Raw genomic sequence first — 17,039 nt, forward strand, 5'->3', positions numbered from 1 at the left:
CCATGCGCTTTGCCGAAACCCACGACGAATCCCGCGACGAAGGCTTCGACCCGAGCATCGACGAGAGCGACGAACACCGGGCCCTGCGCGCCGCCGTGGGCGCCATCACCGACGGATTCGGCCCCGGCTACTTCGCCGAGCACAGCCGCGAGCGCCGCCCCACCACCGAGCTGTGGCGGGAATTGGGCCGGCACGGCTACATCGGTGTCAACCTGCCCGAGGAGTACGGCGGCGGCGGTGGTGGCCTGGTCGAGCTGACCATCGTCTGCGAGGAGGTCGCCGCGCACGGCTGCCCGCTGCTGCTGCTCCTGGTGTCCGGGGCGATCGCCGGCGAGGTGCTGACCCGCTTCGGCACCGCCGGGCAACAGGCCGCGTGGTTGCCGGGCCTGGCCGCCGGCACCCGCAAGATCGTGTTCGCGATCACCGAGCCGGAGGCCGGTTCCAACACCCATCGACTGTCCACCACGGCCCGCCGCGACGGTGACGGTTGGTTGCTGCGTGGCACCAAGCAGTTCATCTCCGGAGTCGACGAGGCCGACGCGGTACTCGTGGTGGCCCGCACCGGCACCGACCCGGGATCCGGGCACGGCCGGCTCTCGCTGTTCCTGGTCGACACCGCGGACCCGAGGCTGACCGCGACCCCACTGGCGGTCGAAGGGGCGGCCCCGGAACGCCAGTTCACCCTCTTCTTCGACGACGTCCCGCTGTCCGCCGACCGGCTGATCGGCACCGAGGGCGACGGGCTGCGCCAGGTCTTCCACGGCCTCAACCCCGAGCGGGTGACCGGGGCGGCACTGGGCGTGGGCATCGCGAGATACGCCCTCGCCCGCGCGGCCGACTACGCCCGGACCCGCGAGGTGTGGGATCGCCCGATCGGCACCCACCAGGCGATCGCCCACCCGCTCGCCCAGGCCGCCATCGAGGTCGAGTTGGCCGCGCTGATGACCTACCGCGCGGCCCGGTTGCACGACGCGGGCGAGGCGCGGGTCAAGGCCGCGGGGGAGGCCGCCAACATGGCCAAGTACGCCGCCGCCGAGGCGGCCGTACACGCCGTCGACGCGGCGATCCAGACCCACGGCGGCAACGGGATGAGCCGCGACTACGGGCTGATCCCCCTGTGGGCGATGGCCCGCACGTTGCGGATCGCGCCGGTGAGCCGGGAGATGATCCTCAATCATGTGGCGCGGCACACACTGGGATTGCCACGTTCGTACTGATCCCCGATCGGCGGCCGGAGGAGTCGGCGCACTCGCGTGCGACTTGTGAATGACTCGGCACGGGACCCGGGATCGACGCGCCGGCACCCCGTCGGGCACAAAATAGACAGAGGCTGCACCGCTCCCGGCGCGACCGTGCGGGGCGTCGTCCGGGACCGGCGCCACCGGTCGGGCTCGGCGGAGAAGGCAGTGGGAGCGTTGGATCAAGTGCTGGCGGGACGGCCCTTCTGGGACGTGGACATCACGAGTGTGTGGTTCGTCATAGGCATGGCGGTCGCCACCGCCGGTACCGCCTTCGCCACCGTCTGGTTCTGGAACCGCCCGACGCTGCAGCGCACCCGCCGGATCTGCACGCTGTTGTTCACCCAGCTCATGGTGACCTTCACCATCCTGGCCGCGGTCAACGCCCAGATGTACTTCTACTCGACGCTGTCGGACCTGATGCACATCGCCGACGGGCCGTCCGTACCGGACGTGTCGGTGTCCACGGTGAAGGTCAAGCACCTCGATCCCAAGCCGGCCGTGCCGTTCTCCGACGACGACGGCAAGGGCCTGCCGTTCATGGTCACCAAACCCCCGCTGACCGACCAGCCGCGCCGGCCGCATCCGCCGCGGCGCGGCGCCGACCCCAAGCACGGCGTGCTGGTCAACACCAGCATCCAGGGCCCGCGCACCGGCTACAAACTGAACACCTTCGTCTACCTGCCGGCCGCCTACTTCACCCCGGACAACGCCCGGACCCGCTTCCCGGTGATCCAGCTGACCTCGGGTTTCCCCGGCACCCCGGACACCTGGCTGCGCCGGATGAAGGTGCACCAGATGCTGGCCGGCCTGATGGAGTCGGGGCGGATGCCGCCGGCGATCGTGGTGATCGCGGCGCAGAACCCGATCGAGGGCCGCGACAGCGAGTGTGTGGACGCGCCCGGCGGCGCCCGCGCCGACACCTACCTCGGCCAGGACGTGCCCGACGCGATAACGGCCAACTTCCGCACCGCGCCCGCGCCGGCGGGCTGGGGGCTGCTCGGCTACTCGACCGGCGGCTTCTGCTCGGCGAACCTGGCCCTGCGCCACCCCGACCGCTACACCGCGGCGGCCAGCCTGTCCGGCTACTTCAAGGCGATCACCGACATGACCACGGGCGATCTGTACAGGGGCGACGAGGGGCTGCGCCGGGCCAACAGCCCGCAGTACACCATCGACAACCCTCGGCGGGCGCCGGTGCGCATGTATCTGTTCGCGGCCAAGGGCGAGGGCAAGACGGTGCGCGAGGCCCGGGAGTTCGCCCGCAAGTTCCGGCCCACGGACACGGTGAAGGTACAGATCGAGTCGTCCGGCGGGCACAACTTCGGCACCTGGGCCAGGGGGCTGCCCGCCGCGTTCGAGTGGCTGGGGCGCGAACTCGCGGCGGCCACCGCACAGCAGGGCGAGGTACGCGGACCGGCCTTCACGGGCGGACGCCCGCTGCATTGAGCGGTGGCCGCCGGTCCTTCAACGCGGCTGCGTACGGTGCGAGACTTCTGCGGCGCCATCCGAACGGAAGCTCAGCAGCCCGTCGCCCGCCCGGGCGGTGGACCGCCGCACCGAGACGAGGATCGCCCATGCATCCCGGTGTCATCGCCGCCGCGCACCCCGACCGCCCCGCCGTGATCCTGGCCGGCTCCGGCCGGGTCGTCACCTACGCCGAGTTGGACGCCGAATCCAATCGTTTCGCCCACCTGATGTACGACGCGGGGCTGCGCCCCGGGGACCATCTGGCCATCGCCCTGGAGAACCATCCCCTCTATCTCGCGATCACCTGGGCCGCACAGCGCTCCGGACTGATCTACACGCCGGTGAGCGTGCGCCTGCACCCGGACGAACTCGCCTACGTGGTCGACAATTGCGGCGCCCGCGTATTCGTCTGTTCGGCCGGCGTCGGCGAACTCGCGGGCGCCGTCCGGGAACGGGCGCCCCGGGTCGAGCGTTGGCTGATGCTCGACGGCGCGAGAGCCGGGTTCGAGGCGTACGAGGAGGCGGTGCGGCCGTACCCGAGCACGCCGATCGCCGTCGAACTCGAAGGCGCCGACATGCTCTACTCCTCCGGCACCACCGGCCGGCCCAAGGGCGTGCTGCCCCGCCGCGAGGACCATCCGCTGGGCAGCGGACCGGCCGTGACGCTCTATCAGCTGCTCGGCGCGCTGTACGGGATGGACACCTCGGGCGCCGGCGGCGACGTCTACCTGTGCCCGGCGCCGCTGTATCACGCGGCCCCGCTGCGCTACTGCATGCAGTTCCTCCGGGGCGGGCACACCGTGGTGGTGCTGGAGCGCTTCGACGCCGAGGCCGCGCTCGCGGCGATCGAGCGATACCGGGTGACGCACAGTCAGTGGGTGCCGACCATGTTCGTGCGCATGCTCAAACTGCCCGCCGAGGTGCGCGATCGCCATGACCTGTCGTCGTTGCGCTACGCGGTGCACGCGTCGGCGCCGTGTCCGCCCGAGGTCAAGGAACGCATGCTGGAGTGGTGGGGGCCGGTGTTGTGCGAGTACTACGCGGGCACAGAGGCCAACGGCTACGTCGCCTGCACGCCCGAGGAGTGGCTGACCCATCGCGGCACGGTGGGGCGGGCGATCCTGGGCACGCCGCACGTGTGCGACGAGCAGGGCCGCGAACTGCCGGTGGGCGAGGACGGCGTGGTCTACTTCGCCGACGGGCCGCGGTTCTCCTACCACGAGGATCCGGCCAAGACCGAGGCCGGCCGCGATCCCGGCGGCCGGGGCTGGACCACCCTCGGCGACATCGGACACCTGGACGCGGACGGTTTCCTGTACCTGACGGATCGTCAATCGCACCTGATCATCAGCGGCGGGGTGAACATCTACCCGCAGGAGGTGGAGAACCTGCTCGCCCTGCACCCCGCGATCGCCGACGTCGCGGTGTTCGGCGTGCCCGACGCAGACCTGGGCGAGCAGGTCAAGGCGGTCGTCCAGCCGGCCGAAGGCGCCGTGCCCGGACCGGAGTTGGCCGAGGAACTGATCGCGTACTGCCGCGCCCGACTGGCCCACTTCAAGTGCCCGCGCTCCGTCGACTTCCGTCCCACGCTCCCGCGCCACCCGACCGGGAAGCTGTACAAACGCCTACTGGTCGAGGAGTACGAGCGCTCGTGAGGGAACACCGGTAGGTTGTGCGGCCCAAGGCCCCCGTGCCTGCGAATCCAATGAATCCCCGGGGGGATCGCGCACGTCATGACCATGCCGTTCCAGAACGAGACACAGCTGATCATCCGGCAGAACTTCCGCCCGATCGTGAACCAATACGTGGTGCACCTGGTCGGCCCGGACGGCAAGCACGGACCGGTGATCGCCTTCGCGCAGCAAAAGCGCGGCAAGCTCAAGGAAGAGGTGATCCTCTACACGGACGACACCAAGACCACCGAACTCGCCCGGTTCAAGGCGCGCCAGATACTCGACATCCGGTCCCAGCACGACGTGACCGGTGTCGAGGGCAGCAACCTCGGCATGTTCGCCAAGGACTTCAAGAAGTCGCTGCTGCGTTCCACGTGGCACCTGGAGCGTCCGGACGCTCCCCGGGCGACGGGGCAGGAGCGCAGCCTCTTCGGGGCGATCCTGCGCCGCCTGTGGGGTCTCATACCGGTGGTCGGGGACTGGTTGCCGGCTCCGACCTACCACTTCGACTTCGTCGACGAGGGCGGCCGGCCGGTGCTGACCGTCGAGCGGCAGATGAAGCTGCGCGACCAGTACCTGGTCTCGCTCCCCGACCCGACGATGGATCGCCGACTGGCGATCTGCGTCGCGGTGGCCATGGACGCCATCCAGAACCGCTGAATCGTTCCGTCGCCGGCCGGGTCCCCCAGCGACCCGGCCGGCGGCGGGCCGGTCGTGCCTGGTCCGCCGCGTGCGCTCAGTCCCCGTCCGGCACCAGGACGGGCGTGTCCCGCTTGAGCACCTCGCCCCGGAAGAACGCCGGGCTCTCGATCCGGCGGATCTCCATCAGCACCACGCCCAGCACCAGCAGGCCCACGCCGATGATGAACACGCTGCCCACGCCCAGGACCCGGTTGCCGTCGCCGTAGTTCGGGTCGGCCACGTCGACCAGCGTCTTGACGAAGATCGCGCCCAGCATCAGTCCGCCCAGGGCCGGCATGACGCCCTTGACCATCGCTTCGCGCACGCTGCGGGACAGGTCCTTGCGGAAGTACCACACGCAGGAGAACGCGGTCAGCGAGTAGTAGAAGCAGATCATCAGGCCGAGCGCGTAGATCGTGTCGGTGAGCACGTTCTCCGACAGGATCGTCATGACCGTGTAGAACGCGCCGGTCGCGACACCCGCGGTGATGGTGGCGAACCCCGGTGTCCTGTACCGGGGATGCACCCGCGAGAACACCTTGGGCACCGCCTGGTAGGTGCTCATCGACAGCAGTGTGCGGGCGACCGGGATGAAGGTGGTCTGGAGGCTGGCCACCGAACTGGCCAGCACCGCGACGAACATCAGCACACCGAGCCCCGAACCCATGACCGGATCGGCCAGTTTCGCGAAGATGTTGTCGTCCTCGTCGTTGTTCAGGCCCAGTCCCGTGGTCCCGGTGCCCGCGTACATCAGCGTGGCGACGCCCGTCATCAGATAGGCCACCACGATGCACAACACCGAGATGATCGCGGCCCGACCCGGCACCTTGGGCCCGCCGGCGGTCTCCTCGTTGATGCTCAGCGCGGTGTCCCAACCCCAATACATGAAGATCGACAACGACAGGCCCGCGGTCAGCGCGGCGAAGCTGCCGATGCTGAACGGGTTGAACCAGTCGAAGGAGAACGGGATCGAGGTGGGCACGTCGCCCGCACCGGCCTTGCCGATGGCCATCACGACGAACAGGGCGAGCACCGCGAGTTGGAGCGCCACGAGCACGTATTGGACCCGCTTGGTCACCGTCATGCCGCGGTAGCTGATCGCGGTGGCGATGGCGATGAAGGCCAGACAGGTGGGCACGTGGACGAGCTTGTTGTCGTCCAGGTCGCGGATCCGGTCGCTGTCGAACGCCTCGCCGAGCGCGAGGTAGAAGAACGACGTACCGATGCCGGCCAGGTTGGACAGCACGATGATGGTGGCCATCACCAGGCCCCAGCCGCACATCCAACCCACGCGCGGGCCGAACGCCTTGACCGTCCAGGTGAAGGACGTGCCGGCGTCCGGAACGGCCTTGCTGAGTTCGCGGTACGCGAAGGCGACGAGCAACATCGGCACGAAGCCGACCAGGAAGATCGCCGGCATGTGGGTGCCGACCTGGTTGACCGTGGGCCCGAGCGCGCCGGTGAGCGTGTACACCGGCGCCACCGTGGAGATGGCGACGACCACGCTGCCCAGCAGGCCGATGGAATTTCTGCTCAGCCCCTTGTCCTGGAGATCGGACTCCGGCAGGTAGTGCGACTCCCCTACCAGGTGGTGCTGGTGCTGGTGCTGGTGCTTATCGCCCCTTTGGCGCACGTGCTCATGACTCACAAGTGAACAGACTAAGTCAGGATGAAACGACTTTTGACCAAAGGGGCCGGGAACGATCGCACGAGTCGTTCATGTCACTCGTTGGGGCTTTCGGGTGGAGCTGTCGGGCGGTGCCGGCGGGCGGTGTCGCCGAGCATCCCGGCCAGCAGTTCGGCGATTCCGGTGCGGATGTCGGCGCGGGAGGGGGGTGTGGCCCAACCCGAGCCGGCGATCGCGTCGAACATCACCCCCTCGCACCACGCGACCAGGAATCGGCCGTGCCGCGCGGGTTCGGGCGAGCCGAGCGCGGCCACCATCGCGACGGCCGCCTCCCGGAACGCGACCCCTGCGCTGTCGTACATCCCGCGCAACTCGGGGCGCCGGGTCGCCTCCAGGGCCAGTTCGTAGCGGGCGATCTTCTGCGCGCGCCCTTCACGGATGGCCTCGCTCACGATCGTGGCGGCCATGTCGGCGACCCCGTCCACGTCGCGCGGCAGCGCGGGCGGCAGGTCGCCGGCGGCCAGCGCGGGGGCGAACTCCCCTGCCTCCAGGACGGTCATCCGGGCCAACGCCACCTCCAGGAGCGCGACGCGCGTGCGCGCGTAGTAGGAGGTGGACCCGGCCGGCAGCCCGGCGGCCTCGTCGACGGCGCGATGGGTCAGCCCGCGCATGCCGCGCTCGACGAGCAGGCGGATCGCGGTGTCGCCGATCAGCAGGAGGCGGTCGGGGCGGTCGGGGCTGCGCTTGGCGGTGGTCACGGGTGCAGCCTAGCGATTTCGCTACAGCTGTAGAGATCGACCCGCTACAGGTGTAGAGATTCGGGCCACTACAGGTGTAGAGTCGTGGCCATGCCCTCTACACCTGTAGTGGGCACCAGGCAGTCGACGCCGTCGACACCCACCGACATCGGGGGAAACCATGTCCGTCACCAAGCCCGAAGCGATCGTCGTCGGCGCCGGCCCCGGCGGGCTCGCCGCCGCCACCGCGCTGCACCGGAAGGGGTGGTCCGTGGTCGTCCTGGAGCGCTCCGCCACGCTGGAGCCGATCGGCGCCGCGATCGCGATCGCGCCGAACGGGCTGCGCGCCCTGGACACCATCGACGCGGGTGTGCCGCTGCGCGCGCTGGCCGCGATCCGGGGCACCGCGACGTTGCGCCGGCCGGACGGGCGGGTGCTCTCGCCGACCAGCGGGGAGGCGTTCACCGCGCGGTTCGGCGAGCCGATGGTGCTCGCGGAGCGGGCCGAGTTGATGCGGGTGCTGCTCGCGGGGCTGCCGTCCGACGCGCTGCGGACCGGGACGACCGTGCTCACGGTGACCCCGGGGGACGCGGATCGGCGCGCGACGGTGACCACCGCGGACGAGACGCTGACCGCCGACCTGGTGGTCGCCGCCGACGGGATCCGGTCGCCGATCCGGCAGGCGGTGTTCCCCGAGCACCCCGGTCCGCGCTACGCCGGGTTCACCACGTGGCGGGCGATCGTCCCGGCCATGGACATCACACCGGGCGAGACCTGGGGACGCGGACTGGTCTTCGGGGCGATGCCGCTGGCCGACGGGCGGGTGTACTGGTACGCGACGGCGAACCGGCCGGCCGGCACCACGCACGGCGACGCGGCCGGGGAACGGGCCGAACTGCTGCGGCTGTACCGGGACTTCCACGCACCCGTCGGCGACCTGATCGCCGCCGCGCCGGCCGAGCGCATCCTGCATCTGGACGTGCACGAGATGGCCACACCGCTGCCGGCCCACCACCGGGGGCGGGTCGTGCTGATCGGCGACGCCGCGCACGCGATGACGCCGAACCTGGGCCAGGGCGGCAACCAGGCGCTGGAGGACGCGATCGAGCTGGCCGACGTGCTCTCCGGGGCGACCGCGGCCGGGGTGGTCGACGCGCTGCCGGGATACAGCCGGCGCCGGGTGGCCCGTACCTCGGCGGTGGTCCGCAAGTCGCGTCGGATCGGGGCGATGGCGCAGTGGCACGGACGCGGCGCGGTCGCGGTGCGCGACACGCTCCTGCGGGTGGCCGGCCGGGTCGCGCCGGACGCGGCGTTGCGCCCGCTGGACCCGGTGCTCGCCTGGCGTCCGCCGACGGGGGCCGACGCGTCGACCCGGGCCGAGGCATGATCCGGGCCGGGCGGCCCGAGTGCGGTACCGATGTGGGTTCCGCCTTCGGGGCATGCGTCGTACATTCCGTACCGGCCGGTATGGGGGCTCGACGGAGGGGGCACGGTGACCATCGATCCGCAGTTGGTGGAGTTGTTGGGGGTCCTGCCGGACGACCTGTTCGTGGGGGACGCGGCGACCGCGCGGGCCGGCATCGACGCCGGGGTCGCGCTGCTGCCGGTACTGACCGAGTTGGCGCGGGTCGAGGATCGCACCGTCCCCGGCGCCGTCGACGCGCGGCCGGCGCGGGTGTACCGGCCGTCGGAGGAGCCCGGGCTGCCGGTGACCCTGTTCTTCCACGGCGGCGGCTTCGTGATCGGCGGCCTGGACAGCCACGACGCGTTGGCCCGGCGGATCGCCCGGCACGCGAACTGCGTGGTGGTGTCCCTGGATTACCGGCTCGCCCCCGAATTCCCCTTCCCCGCCGCGACCGAGGACGCGTTCGCCGCGTACCGGTGGCTGCTGGATCACGCCGGCGAACTGGGCGCCGATCCCACCCGGATCGCCCTCGCCGGGGACAGCGCGGGTGCCACGCTGTCCGCGACCGTGTGCCTCCTGGCCCGCGAACACGGGCTTCCGCAACCGGCGTTGCAGATGCTGTGGTATCCGACGACCGGCATCGAGGGCACCGCGTCGCAGGTCGAGAACGCCGACGCGCCGCTGCTCACCGCGGCCTCGATCGCGTGGTTCCTCGGCCACTACTTCGGCGGCCGGAAGCCGGCCGACCTCGGTCCGTACGCCCGGATCGGCACCATCGAGGACCTGTCCGGCCTGGCTCCCGCGCATGTGGTGATCGCGGGTCACGATCCGCTGCGCGACGAAGGCGCCGACTACGCCGAGCGGTTGCGGGCGGCGGGCAACGCCGTCGAGTGCGAGTCGTTCGACGACATGGTGCACGGGTTCATGAGTTTCGTGGACCTGGTCCCGCGCTGCGAGGAGTGCGCGACGGGCTCGTTCGCCGCGCTGCACCGGGCGTTGCACCCCTGACCGGACGGCGGCGCGGGCGCCTGCGGCGGACGGCGCCCGGTCGCGCCGCTCAGCGGGACGGCAGGATCAGCAGTTCGTCCGTGCCGGGTCGGCGCAGCACCTCGACCGGGTGGCCGTACAGGTCGGAGAGCACCGGTGCGGTGCACACCTCGTCCGGCACACCGCACGCGACCAGCCGTCCGCCCGCGAGCAGCGCGATCCGGTCCGCGTAGGCGGCGGCGAGGTTGAGGTCGTGCAGCACGATCACCACCGCGTCGCCGAGCCGGGCCCGGGTGCGGGCCAGGCGCAGGACGTCCTCGGTGTGCCTGAGGTCGAGCGCGGCGGTGGGTTCGTCGAGGAACAGCACGGGCGCGCCCTGCGCCAGCACCCGGGCCAGCGAGACCCGGGCCCGCTCGCCGCCGGACAACGACGGGTAGGTCCGGTCGGCCAGGTGCGCCACGTCGGTCTGCGCGAGGCAGCGGGCCACGATCGTGTCCTCGGACTCCTCGCTCGGCAGCCCCGCGTGCGGCGCGCGGCCCATCCGGACCACCTCGTCCACGGTGAACGGGAAGGACAGCGTCACACTCTGCGGCAACACCCCTCGGCGCAGCGCCAGTTCCCGCTGCGCGTAGTCGGGCACCGGGCGGCCGGCGATGCGCACCGTGCCGTGGTGCGGGGTCAGGTCGCCGGTGAGCAGGCCGAGCAGGGTGGACTTGCCGGCGCCGTTGGGTCCCAGGACCGCGACGATCTCGCCGTGGCGCACGGTCAGCGAGACGCCGTCGACCAGGTTGCGACCGCCGACGGCGAAGGTGACGTCCTCGGCCTCGACGCCGACCGTGCCGATCTCGGGGGTGCTCCGGTCGATCGCCGACCGGCTCCGGGCGAGCAGTCTCATCAGGCCCAACCTCCTTGCCGGGAACGGGTCCGGCGCAACAACCACAGGAAGAACGGGGCGCCGATCAGCGCGGTGAGCACGCCGAGCGGGACCTCCTTGGGCATCGCGACGGTGCGCGCCGCCAGGTCGGCGGCGACGGTGACCAGCGCGCCCAGGACCGCGCTCGCGGGCAGCAGCAGTCGGTGTCGGGGGCCGGAGATCAGGCGGATGATGTGCGGTACGACCAGGCCGACGAAGGTGATCACGCCGGCCGCGGCGACGGCCGCGCCGACCAGGGTCGCGCTCAGCACGACCACCACGACGCGTACCCGTTCGGTGTCCACGCCCAGGTGCCGGGCGCCGCGTTCGCCGAGGGCCATGATGTCGAGCGCGCGGGCGTACCGGGGCAGGATCAGCAGGCCGATCGCCGCGAAGGGGGCCAGCGCGCCGATGATCTTCCAGCTCGCGCCGCCGACGCTGCCCAGGTTCCAGAAGGTGATGCTGCGCAGTTCGGCGTCGTCGGCGACGAAGGTGAACAGGCCGATCGCGGCGCCCGCGAGGGCGTTGATCGCGATGCCGGTGAGCACCAGGGTGACCACTTCGGTGCGGCCGTCGGAGCGGGAGAGCAGGTAGACGAAGAGGGTGGTGAGCAGGCCGCCGATGAAGGCGAACGCGGTCACCGTCCAGGATCCGAAGGTGGACACGCCCAGCACGATCGCGCCGACCGCGCCGAGCGCCGCGCCGGAGGAGACCCCGATCACGCCGGGTTCGGCCAGCGGGTTGCCGAACACGCCCTGCATCGCGGCTCCGGCGCAGCCCAGGCAGGCGCCGACCATGATGCCGAGCACGATGCGCGGGAAGCGGATGTTCCAGAGCACGGCCTCGTTGGCCTCGGACACGTGGCCGACGTCCAGGCCCAGGTGGCGCAGCGCCGAGTAGAGCACCTGGTCGGAGGGGATCTCGAAGGCGCCCATGCCGGCCGAGACGATGCTCGTGGCCAGCAGGAGCAGTACGAGGGTGGGCATCAGCCAACGGCCGTGCCGGCGCGGCGCGGCCGGCACCGGGGCGGTGGGCGTGCCGAGTTCGACCACGGGTGGGGGTTGGTTCGGCTCGCCCGTGGGTTCTTGACGCTCCGTCACCGTGGCCACGGGCTCCCCTGGGTCTTCGCGTCGTAGGTCCTCGGGCGTCGGACGGGCGGGACGGGCCCGTCCGACGCCCGGGGGGCGTGGACCTCGGGCCGGCCGGCCCCGGGCCCGATCCGGCGGATCGGACCGGGCCTAGCCATGCAGGAGGTCGACGAGCTTGTTCAGCGCGACGCCCGCGGTCGGGCCGCCGCCGCCCAGTTCCAGGTCGTCCATCGCGACGACCTTGCGGTTCTGGCCGGCCGGGGTCTGCGCCACGCCGGGCAGCTTGAGCACGCCGTCGATGCCGCCAACCGACTCGAGGCCCTTCTGGAAGACGAGAATGACGTCGGGCTTGGCCGCGACCATCGCTTCCGGGGTGAGCGCGGCGGACATCTGTACGCCCAGTTCGGTACCGGTGTCGATGCCGCCGGCGGCGCTGATCATGCTGTCGGGACCCAGGCCCTTGCCGCCGATCTGGTACAGGTTGGCCTGCCCGCGGATGTAGAGGAACGCCACACGCGGCTTGCCGGCGGCCTGTGCGCCCTTGGCCCTGGCGCCGGCAATCTCGCCGGCGGTGCGGTCGGCCAGCACCTTGCCCCTGTCGGGCACGCCGAGGGCGGTGGCGATGGTGGTGATCCGGGTGATCGCGTCCTCGGGCTTGCCGCTGTCCGGGACCAGCACGATCGGTACGCCGGCCGCCTTGAGCTGGTCGACCGCGCTGCGCGGGCCGACCGAGGCGCTGCCGATCGCGACGGTGGGCCGTTGGGCGAGGATGCCCTCCGGGCTGAGGCTGCGCGAATTGCCGAAGGTGGGCTTGCCCTTGCTCTCCGGCAGGACCGCGCCGGAGGTGTCCACGCCGACCACGTTCGAGGCCAGGCCGAGGGCGTAGACGGTCTGCGCGATGTCGCCGCCGAGCGGCACGATGCGGCTCGCGTCCTTGACGGTGACCTTGCCCATCGTGGTGTCCACGGTGGCGGGCAGCGCGGCGGCGGCCTGGTCGCCCTTGGCGGTCTTGGCGTCGGACTTCTGGTCGTCGTCGCCGCACGCCGTGGCGAACGCGGTGATGGCGAGGACGGCCGCGGCCAGCTTCAAGCTTGTTCGGCGCAGACGCATCCGGCGGCCTTTCGTGCACGGGGTGGGCCGACCCGGAGCCGGCGAAGTCAGGCAAGCCTTGCCTTCCTTCATCCGGCAATTTAAAGGTAAGGCTTGCCTAACTCAAGCCCGTGTCGGGTGGACAACGTCACACGAACCCGCCGACCCGCACACGATTCGCCCGCCGGTCACCCGGCCGATCGCCCCGCCGCTCACCCGGCCGAGCGGCGGGCGCGCCAGTCCCGGCTGTGTCGGCGGATCTCGGCCGCGGAGAAGTTCTCGTGGTCCTCGCCCCACGCGGTGACGCCGTCGAAGGTCCACTCGGTGAGGCCGTTGACGGTGAACAGATTCGGGTTCAGGAAGAAGCCGAGGCGGTTGTACAGCCGCCCCTCGGCGCGCAGTTCGCGACCGAGCGTGTCGACGCCGGTCAGTACCACCCGGGTTGCCCAGCCGGTGGCGTCGTCCCGCTCGACCACCTCGCGGCAGCCCCGGGCCAGCTTCGCCCAGGTGCCGTCGCGCAGCAGATAGCCGTGGATCGACACGCACCCCTGGCCGAAGTCCATGGTGATGCTGTGGAAGGCGTCGTGTTCGGAGGCGGTCGCATAGCTGTATCCGCCGCGCCGGGCGGGCGATTGCATCAGACCGGGGCCGAACTGGGATCGCGGACCCCACGAACGGTCCCGGAAGCCGTAGGAGTCGACCGGGATCTCCTCGCCGCGCAGCACCACCGTGCCCGTGTAGCGGCCGGGCTGGTCGAGGTGCTTCTCGCCCAGGTAGTGCGGCGGCAACAGGCCGGTGAAGGTGAGGTCGACGTGGATCTCGTCGCCGCCGTCGGGATCGTCGTAGCCGACCTCGTACACCCGCTGCGGCTCCACGCAGCGCACCCGGAAGCCGTTCGGCAGGCGCAGGTCGGTCAGGTCCTGGTCGGGGATCGGCAGATGCCAGAAGTTCTTGGCGTAGACCGCGTCGTGCGGGTGCTGTCCGCTGTCGTCCCAGAAGTACGCGCCGCCCGCCGCGACCCCCTGGTTCGCCCGGAAGAACGGGTACAACTGCCCGGACAACCGCTTGTGCGGCACGGTGAAGGTGAACCAGGAGGTCTCCGACCAGTACGGGTCGTCGTCGGTCGGCGGGTGGAACCTGTCGTCGGGGTGGTGAGTGGTCATGGCCAACGGGTACTACGGGTACTTGGCCGAGTCAATGAATGTTGGGTGCCACTTGAGGCCGGATGCGACCTGAGGCCTGGTGCTACTGGAGCACGACCTCCGCCGTCAGCGGCCCGCTCCCCGGCACCCGGTCGATCCGGGCGATGTGGCCGGCCGCGCGCAGGTCGGTCTCGATCGGGGTGATCCGGGCCAGTTCGTCGGCGTCGCCGGTGACGGTCAGCGCGGCCACCTCGGCGCGCATCGACACTTGGGCGGCGGACTTGGCCCGGCGCACCTCGGCGATCAGGCCGGACGCGACGCCGAGCAGGGCCCGGTCGGCCGCCGGCGGTGCGGCCGGGGCGGGCCAGGCCGCCCGGTGTACCGAGCCCTCCTGCCACCAGGACCACACCTCTTCGGTGGCGAACGGCAACACCGGCGCGAGCAGCCGCGTCAGCACGGACAGTGTGCCCGCCAGCGCGGCCCGGGCCGAGGCGGCGCCCGCCTCGGCGCCGGCCTCGCCGTACGCGCGGGCCTTGACCAACTCGACGTAGTCGTCGCAGAAGTACCAGAAGAAGCGCTCGGTCCGCTCCAGCGCCCGTGCGTAGTCGTAGTCCTCGAACGCCTCCCCCGCCGCCCGGGCCACCTCCGCCAACTCGGCGAGCAGCGCCAGGTCGAGCGGTTCGGTCACCGCCTCGGGGGCCTCGGCCGCGCCGATCGACAACACGAAGCGGCCCACGTTGAGCAGCTTGATCGCCAGCCGCCGGCCGACCTTCATCTGCCCGACGTCGAACGCGGTGTCCACGCCGGGCCGGCCGTTCGCCGCCCAGTAGCGCACCGCGTCGGAGCCGTGCTGCGCGAGCAGGTCGACCGGGGTGACCACGTTGCCCTTGGACTTGGACATCTTCTTGCGGTCCGGGTCCAGGATCCATCCGGAGATCGCCGCGTGCGCGAACGGCAGGCTGTCGTTCTCCGCGTCGGCGCGCACCACGGAGGAGAACAGCCAGGTACGGATGATCTCGTGCGCCTGCGGCCGCAGGTCCATCGGGAAGACCCGGGCGAACAGGTCCTCGTCCCGACACCAGCCGCCCGCGATCTGCGGGGTCAGCGAGGATGTCGCCCAGGTGTCCATCACATCCGGGTCGCCGACGAACCCGCCCGGCTCGCCGCGCTGTTGCTCGGTATATCCCGGCGGCACGTCGGTGTACGGGTCGATCGGCAGGTCGGCCTCGGCGGGCGACAGCGGCTTGTCGTGGAGCGGCAGGCCGGCCTCGTCCAACGGGTACCACAGCGGCACGGGCACGCCGAAGAAGCGCTGCCGGCTGATCAGCCAGTCGCCGTTGAGGCCGTCGACCCAGTTGTCGTAGCGGACCTTCATGTGCGCGGGATGCCAGGCCAACTCGGCGCCCCGGGCCAGCAGTCGGCCGCGCAGGTCGGCGTCGCGTCCGCCGTTGCGCAGGTACCACTGCCGGGTGGTGACGATCTCGAGCGGCTTGTCGCCCTTCTCGTAGAACTTGACCGCGTGCGTGATCGGCTCCGGCTCGCCGACCAGGTCGCCGCTCTCGCGCAACATCGCCACGATCCGCTCGCGCGCGGTGAACACGGTGGCGCCGGCGAGACGGGCGTACGCCTCGATCCCCTCGAGCCGTTCGATCCCGGCCGGCGGCTCGGCCCGGAACCTGCCGTCCCAGTCGAGCACGGGCCGGGTCTCCAGGCGCAGTTCGCGCCACCACGTGACGTCGGTGGTGTCGCCGAACGTGCACACCATGGCCAGTCCGGAGCCCTTCTCCGGATCGGCCAGCGGATGGGCGTACACCGGCACGGCGACGCCGAACAGCGGGGTGCGGGCGCACGAGCCGAACAGGTGGGTATAGCGGGTGTCGTCGGGGTGCGCGACCAGGGCCACACACGCCGGCAGCAACTCCGGCCGGGTGGTGGCGATCTCCAGCGCGTCGCCGGTCGGGGCGCGGAAGGTCAGGCGGTGGTAGGCGCCGGGCCGCTCCCGGTCCTCCAGTTCGGCCTGCGCGACGGCGGTGCGGAAGGTGACGTCCCACAGGGTGGGCGCCTCGGCCGGATACGCCTCGCCGCGCGCCAGGTTGCGCAGGAAGGCCCGCTGCGACGCGGTGCGCGAGACGGCGTCGATGGTCTGGTACGTCATCGACCAGTCGACGGACAACCCGAGGAGTCGCCACAACTCCTCGAACGCGCGCTCGTCCTGCCGGGTGAGTTCCTCGCACAGTTCGATGAAGTTGCGTCGGGAGACCGGGATCTGGCGCTTCGCCGGCTGCGCGGGCGGCACGAAGTCGGGGTCGTACGGCAGCGCCGGGTCGCAGCGCACGCCGAAGTGGTTCTGCACCCGCCGCTCGGTGGGCAGGCCGTTGTCGTCCCAGCCCATCGGGTAGAAGACCTCGCGCCCGCACATGCGGCGGTAGCGCGCGATGGCGTCGGTGTGCGTGTACGAGAAGACGTGGCCCACGTGCAGCGATCCGCTGACGGTCGGGGGCGGGGTGTCGATCGAGTAGACCTCGTCGCGGGTCCGGGTGCGATCGAAGCGGTATACGCCCGTCTCGTCCCAGACGCGCGACCATTTCGCTTCCAGCCCGTCGAGGGTGGGCTTGTCGGGCATGCGGGGGGAACCAGAGGCGGGAACCATGCCCCCGGAGCGTACCGGGCGAGGGGGCGGGGCTCTAACCGATTGTTCGTTTCGTGGGGGCGGGTCGCGGCGGGTGGGGTGGGGCGGGCCCGGCGAACGCCCATCGGGGGGTCGGGCGTTCGCCGGGGCCGGTCGGGCGGGTGGAGCGGTCAGGCGTCGGTGCGCAGTGCGGCGACGAACGCGGCCCAGGGCTTTTGGGCGAGGGTCAGCGGCCCGATCGCCGGATCCTTGCTGTCGCGTACGTCGGTGCGGCCGTCCGGGTGGGGACGGATCTCGGTGCAGTCGCCGTTCTGCATGCTGTAGCTGCTCTTGACCCAACGGGGTGAGTTCTCAGGCATC

General features: G+C 71.4%; 14 protein-coding genes. 6 read left to right on the forward strand and 8 right to left on the reverse strand.

Annotation, left to right across the window (positions count from 1 at the left end):
* Nucleotides 1-2 precede the first annotated feature (2 nt).
* The 4 genes from ACMXN5_RS06385 to ACMXN5_RS06400 all read left to right on the forward strand — a co-directional run bounded on the left by ACMXN5_RS06385 (nt 3) and on the right by ACMXN5_RS06400 (nt 5,041).
* Nucleotides 3-1,217, forward strand: a complete 1,215-nt coding sequence (locus tag ACMXN5_RS06385; RefSeq protein WP_439674416.1) for an acyl-CoA dehydrogenase family protein — start codon at nt 3-5, stop codon at nt 1,215-1,217.
* A 189-nt stretch (nt 1,218-1,406) separates the two neighbouring features.
* Complete coding sequence (locus ACMXN5_RS06390; RefSeq protein ID WP_439674417.1) at nt 1,407-2,687, forward strand: alpha/beta hydrolase; 1,281 nt, start codon at nt 1,407-1,409, stop codon at nt 2,685-2,687.
* A 128-nt stretch (nt 2,688-2,815) separates the two neighbouring features.
* The gene (locus ACMXN5_RS06395; protein WP_439674418.1) at nt 2,816-4,363 is read left to right on the forward strand and encodes an AMP-binding protein; all 1,548 of its coding nucleotides are present in this window, start codon (nt 2,816-2,818) and stop codon (nt 4,361-4,363) included.
* 78 nt (nt 4,364-4,441) lie between these two features.
* Nucleotides 4,442-5,041, forward strand: coding sequence for a hypothetical protein (locus tag ACMXN5_RS06400; RefSeq protein WP_395785960.1), 600 nt, complete (start codon nt 4,442-4,444; stop codon nt 5,039-5,041).
* Nucleotides 5,042-5,117: 76 nt separating this feature from the next.
* Here the strand turns inward: ACMXN5_RS06400 and ACMXN5_RS06405 are convergent, their stop codons facing one another.
* Both ACMXN5_RS06405 and ACMXN5_RS06410 read right to left on the reverse strand, forming a co-directional pair.
* On the reverse strand, nt 5,118-6,650 hold the full coding sequence (locus ACMXN5_RS06405) for an APC family permease (RefSeq protein ID WP_439677960.1): 1,533 nt from the start codon (nt 6,648-6,650) through the stop codon (nt 5,118-5,120).
* A 134-nt stretch (nt 6,651-6,784) separates the two neighbouring features.
* Nucleotides 6,785-7,447: a TetR/AcrR family transcriptional regulator gene (locus ACMXN5_RS06410; protein ID WP_439674419.1), complete on the reverse strand. Its 663-nt coding sequence runs from the start codon at nt 7,445-7,447 to the stop codon at nt 6,785-6,787.
* A gap of 160 nt (nt 7,448-7,607) precedes the next feature.
* Between ACMXN5_RS06410 and ACMXN5_RS06415 the strand changes: the two genes are divergently transcribed.
* On the forward strand, nt 7,608-8,813 hold the full coding sequence (locus ACMXN5_RS06415; protein ID WP_439674420.1) for an FAD-dependent monooxygenase: 1,206 nt from the start codon (nt 7,608-7,610) through the stop codon (nt 8,811-8,813).
* A gap of 105 nt (nt 8,814-8,918) precedes the next feature.
* The gene (locus ACMXN5_RS06420; protein ID WP_439674421.1) at nt 8,919-9,839 is read left to right on the forward strand and encodes an alpha/beta hydrolase; all 921 of its coding nucleotides are present in this window, start codon (nt 8,919-8,921) and stop codon (nt 9,837-9,839) included.
* Between the two features lie 49 nt (nt 9,840-9,888).
* On the opposite strand, the gene ACMXN5_RS06425 is transcribed toward ACMXN5_RS06420, so the two are convergent.
* From ACMXN5_RS06425 to ACMXN5_RS06450, 6 genes are all read right to left on the reverse strand, one after another.
* Nucleotides 9,889-10,713, reverse strand: coding sequence for a heme ABC transporter ATP-binding protein (locus tag ACMXN5_RS06425; protein ID WP_439674422.1), 825 nt, complete (start codon nt 10,711-10,713; stop codon nt 9,889-9,891).
* A complete protein-coding gene (locus ACMXN5_RS06430; protein ID WP_439677961.1) occupies nt 10,713-11,783 on the reverse strand; it encodes a FecCD family ABC transporter permease in 1,071 nt (356 codons plus the stop codon). The genes ACMXN5_RS06425 and ACMXN5_RS06430 overlap by 1 nt, the downstream gene beginning before the upstream one ends.
* 186 nt (nt 11,784-11,969) lie before the next feature.
* Nucleotides 11,970-12,908, reverse strand: a complete 939-nt coding sequence (locus ACMXN5_RS06435; protein ID WP_439674423.1) for a heme/hemin ABC transporter substrate-binding protein — start codon at nt 12,906-12,908, stop codon at nt 11,970-11,972.
* A 212-nt stretch (nt 12,909-13,120) separates the two neighbouring features.
* The gene (locus tag ACMXN5_RS06440; protein WP_439674424.1) at nt 13,121-14,071 is read right to left on the reverse strand and encodes a DUF7065 domain-containing protein; all 951 of its coding nucleotides are present in this window, start codon (nt 14,069-14,071) and stop codon (nt 13,121-13,123) included.
* Between the two features lie 82 nt (nt 14,072-14,153).
* The gene (gene valS / locus ACMXN5_RS06445; protein WP_439674425.1) at nt 14,154-16,673 is read right to left on the reverse strand and encodes a valine--tRNA ligase; all 2,520 of its coding nucleotides are present in this window, start codon (nt 16,671-16,673) and stop codon (nt 14,154-14,156) included.
* Nucleotides 16,674-16,849: 176 nt separating this feature from the next.
* A complete protein-coding gene (locus ACMXN5_RS06450; RefSeq protein ID WP_439674426.1) occupies nt 16,850-17,038 on the reverse strand; it encodes a DUF397 domain-containing protein in 189 nt (62 codons plus the stop codon).
* Nucleotide 17,039: the final 1 nt, after the last annotated feature.

It is taken from the genome of Embleya australiensis, assembly GCF_051903075.1.
In the GTDB taxonomy this organism is placed as follows: domain Bacteria; phylum Actinomycetota; class Actinomycetes; order Streptomycetales; family Streptomycetaceae; genus Embleya.

Bases quoted from the DNA above. Each gene is read 5' to 3' on its own strand.
- ACMXN5_RS06385 (WP_439674416.1), top strand. From the start codon at position 3: ATGCGCTTTGCCGAAACCCACGACGAATCCCGCGACGAAGGCTTCGAC.
- ACMXN5_RS06395 (WP_439674418.1), top strand. From the start codon at position 2,816: ATGCATCCCGGTGTCATCGCCGCCGCGCACCCCGACCGCCCCGCCGTG.
- ACMXN5_RS06400 (WP_395785960.1), top strand. From the start codon at position 4,442: ATGACCATGCCGTTCCAGAACGAGACACAGCTGATCATCCGGCAGAAC.
- ACMXN5_RS06415 (WP_439674420.1), top strand. From the start codon at position 7,608: ATGTCCGTCACCAAGCCCGAAGCGATCGTCGTCGGCGCCGGCCCCGGC.
- ACMXN5_RS06425 (WP_439674422.1), bottom strand. From the start codon at position 10,713: ATGAGACTGCTCGCCCGGAGCCGGTCGGCGATCGACCGGAGCACCCCC.
- ACMXN5_RS06440 (WP_439674424.1), bottom strand. From the start codon at position 14,071: ATGACCACTCACCACCCCGACGACAGGTTCCACCCGCCGACCGACGAC.
- valS (WP_439674425.1), bottom strand. From the start codon at position 16,673: ATGCCCGACAAGCCCACCCTCGACGGGCTGGAAGCGAAATGGTCGCGC.
- ACMXN5_RS06450 (WP_439674426.1), bottom strand. From the start codon at position 17,038: ATGCCTGAGAACTCACCCCGTTGGGTCAAGAGCAGCTACAGCATGCAG.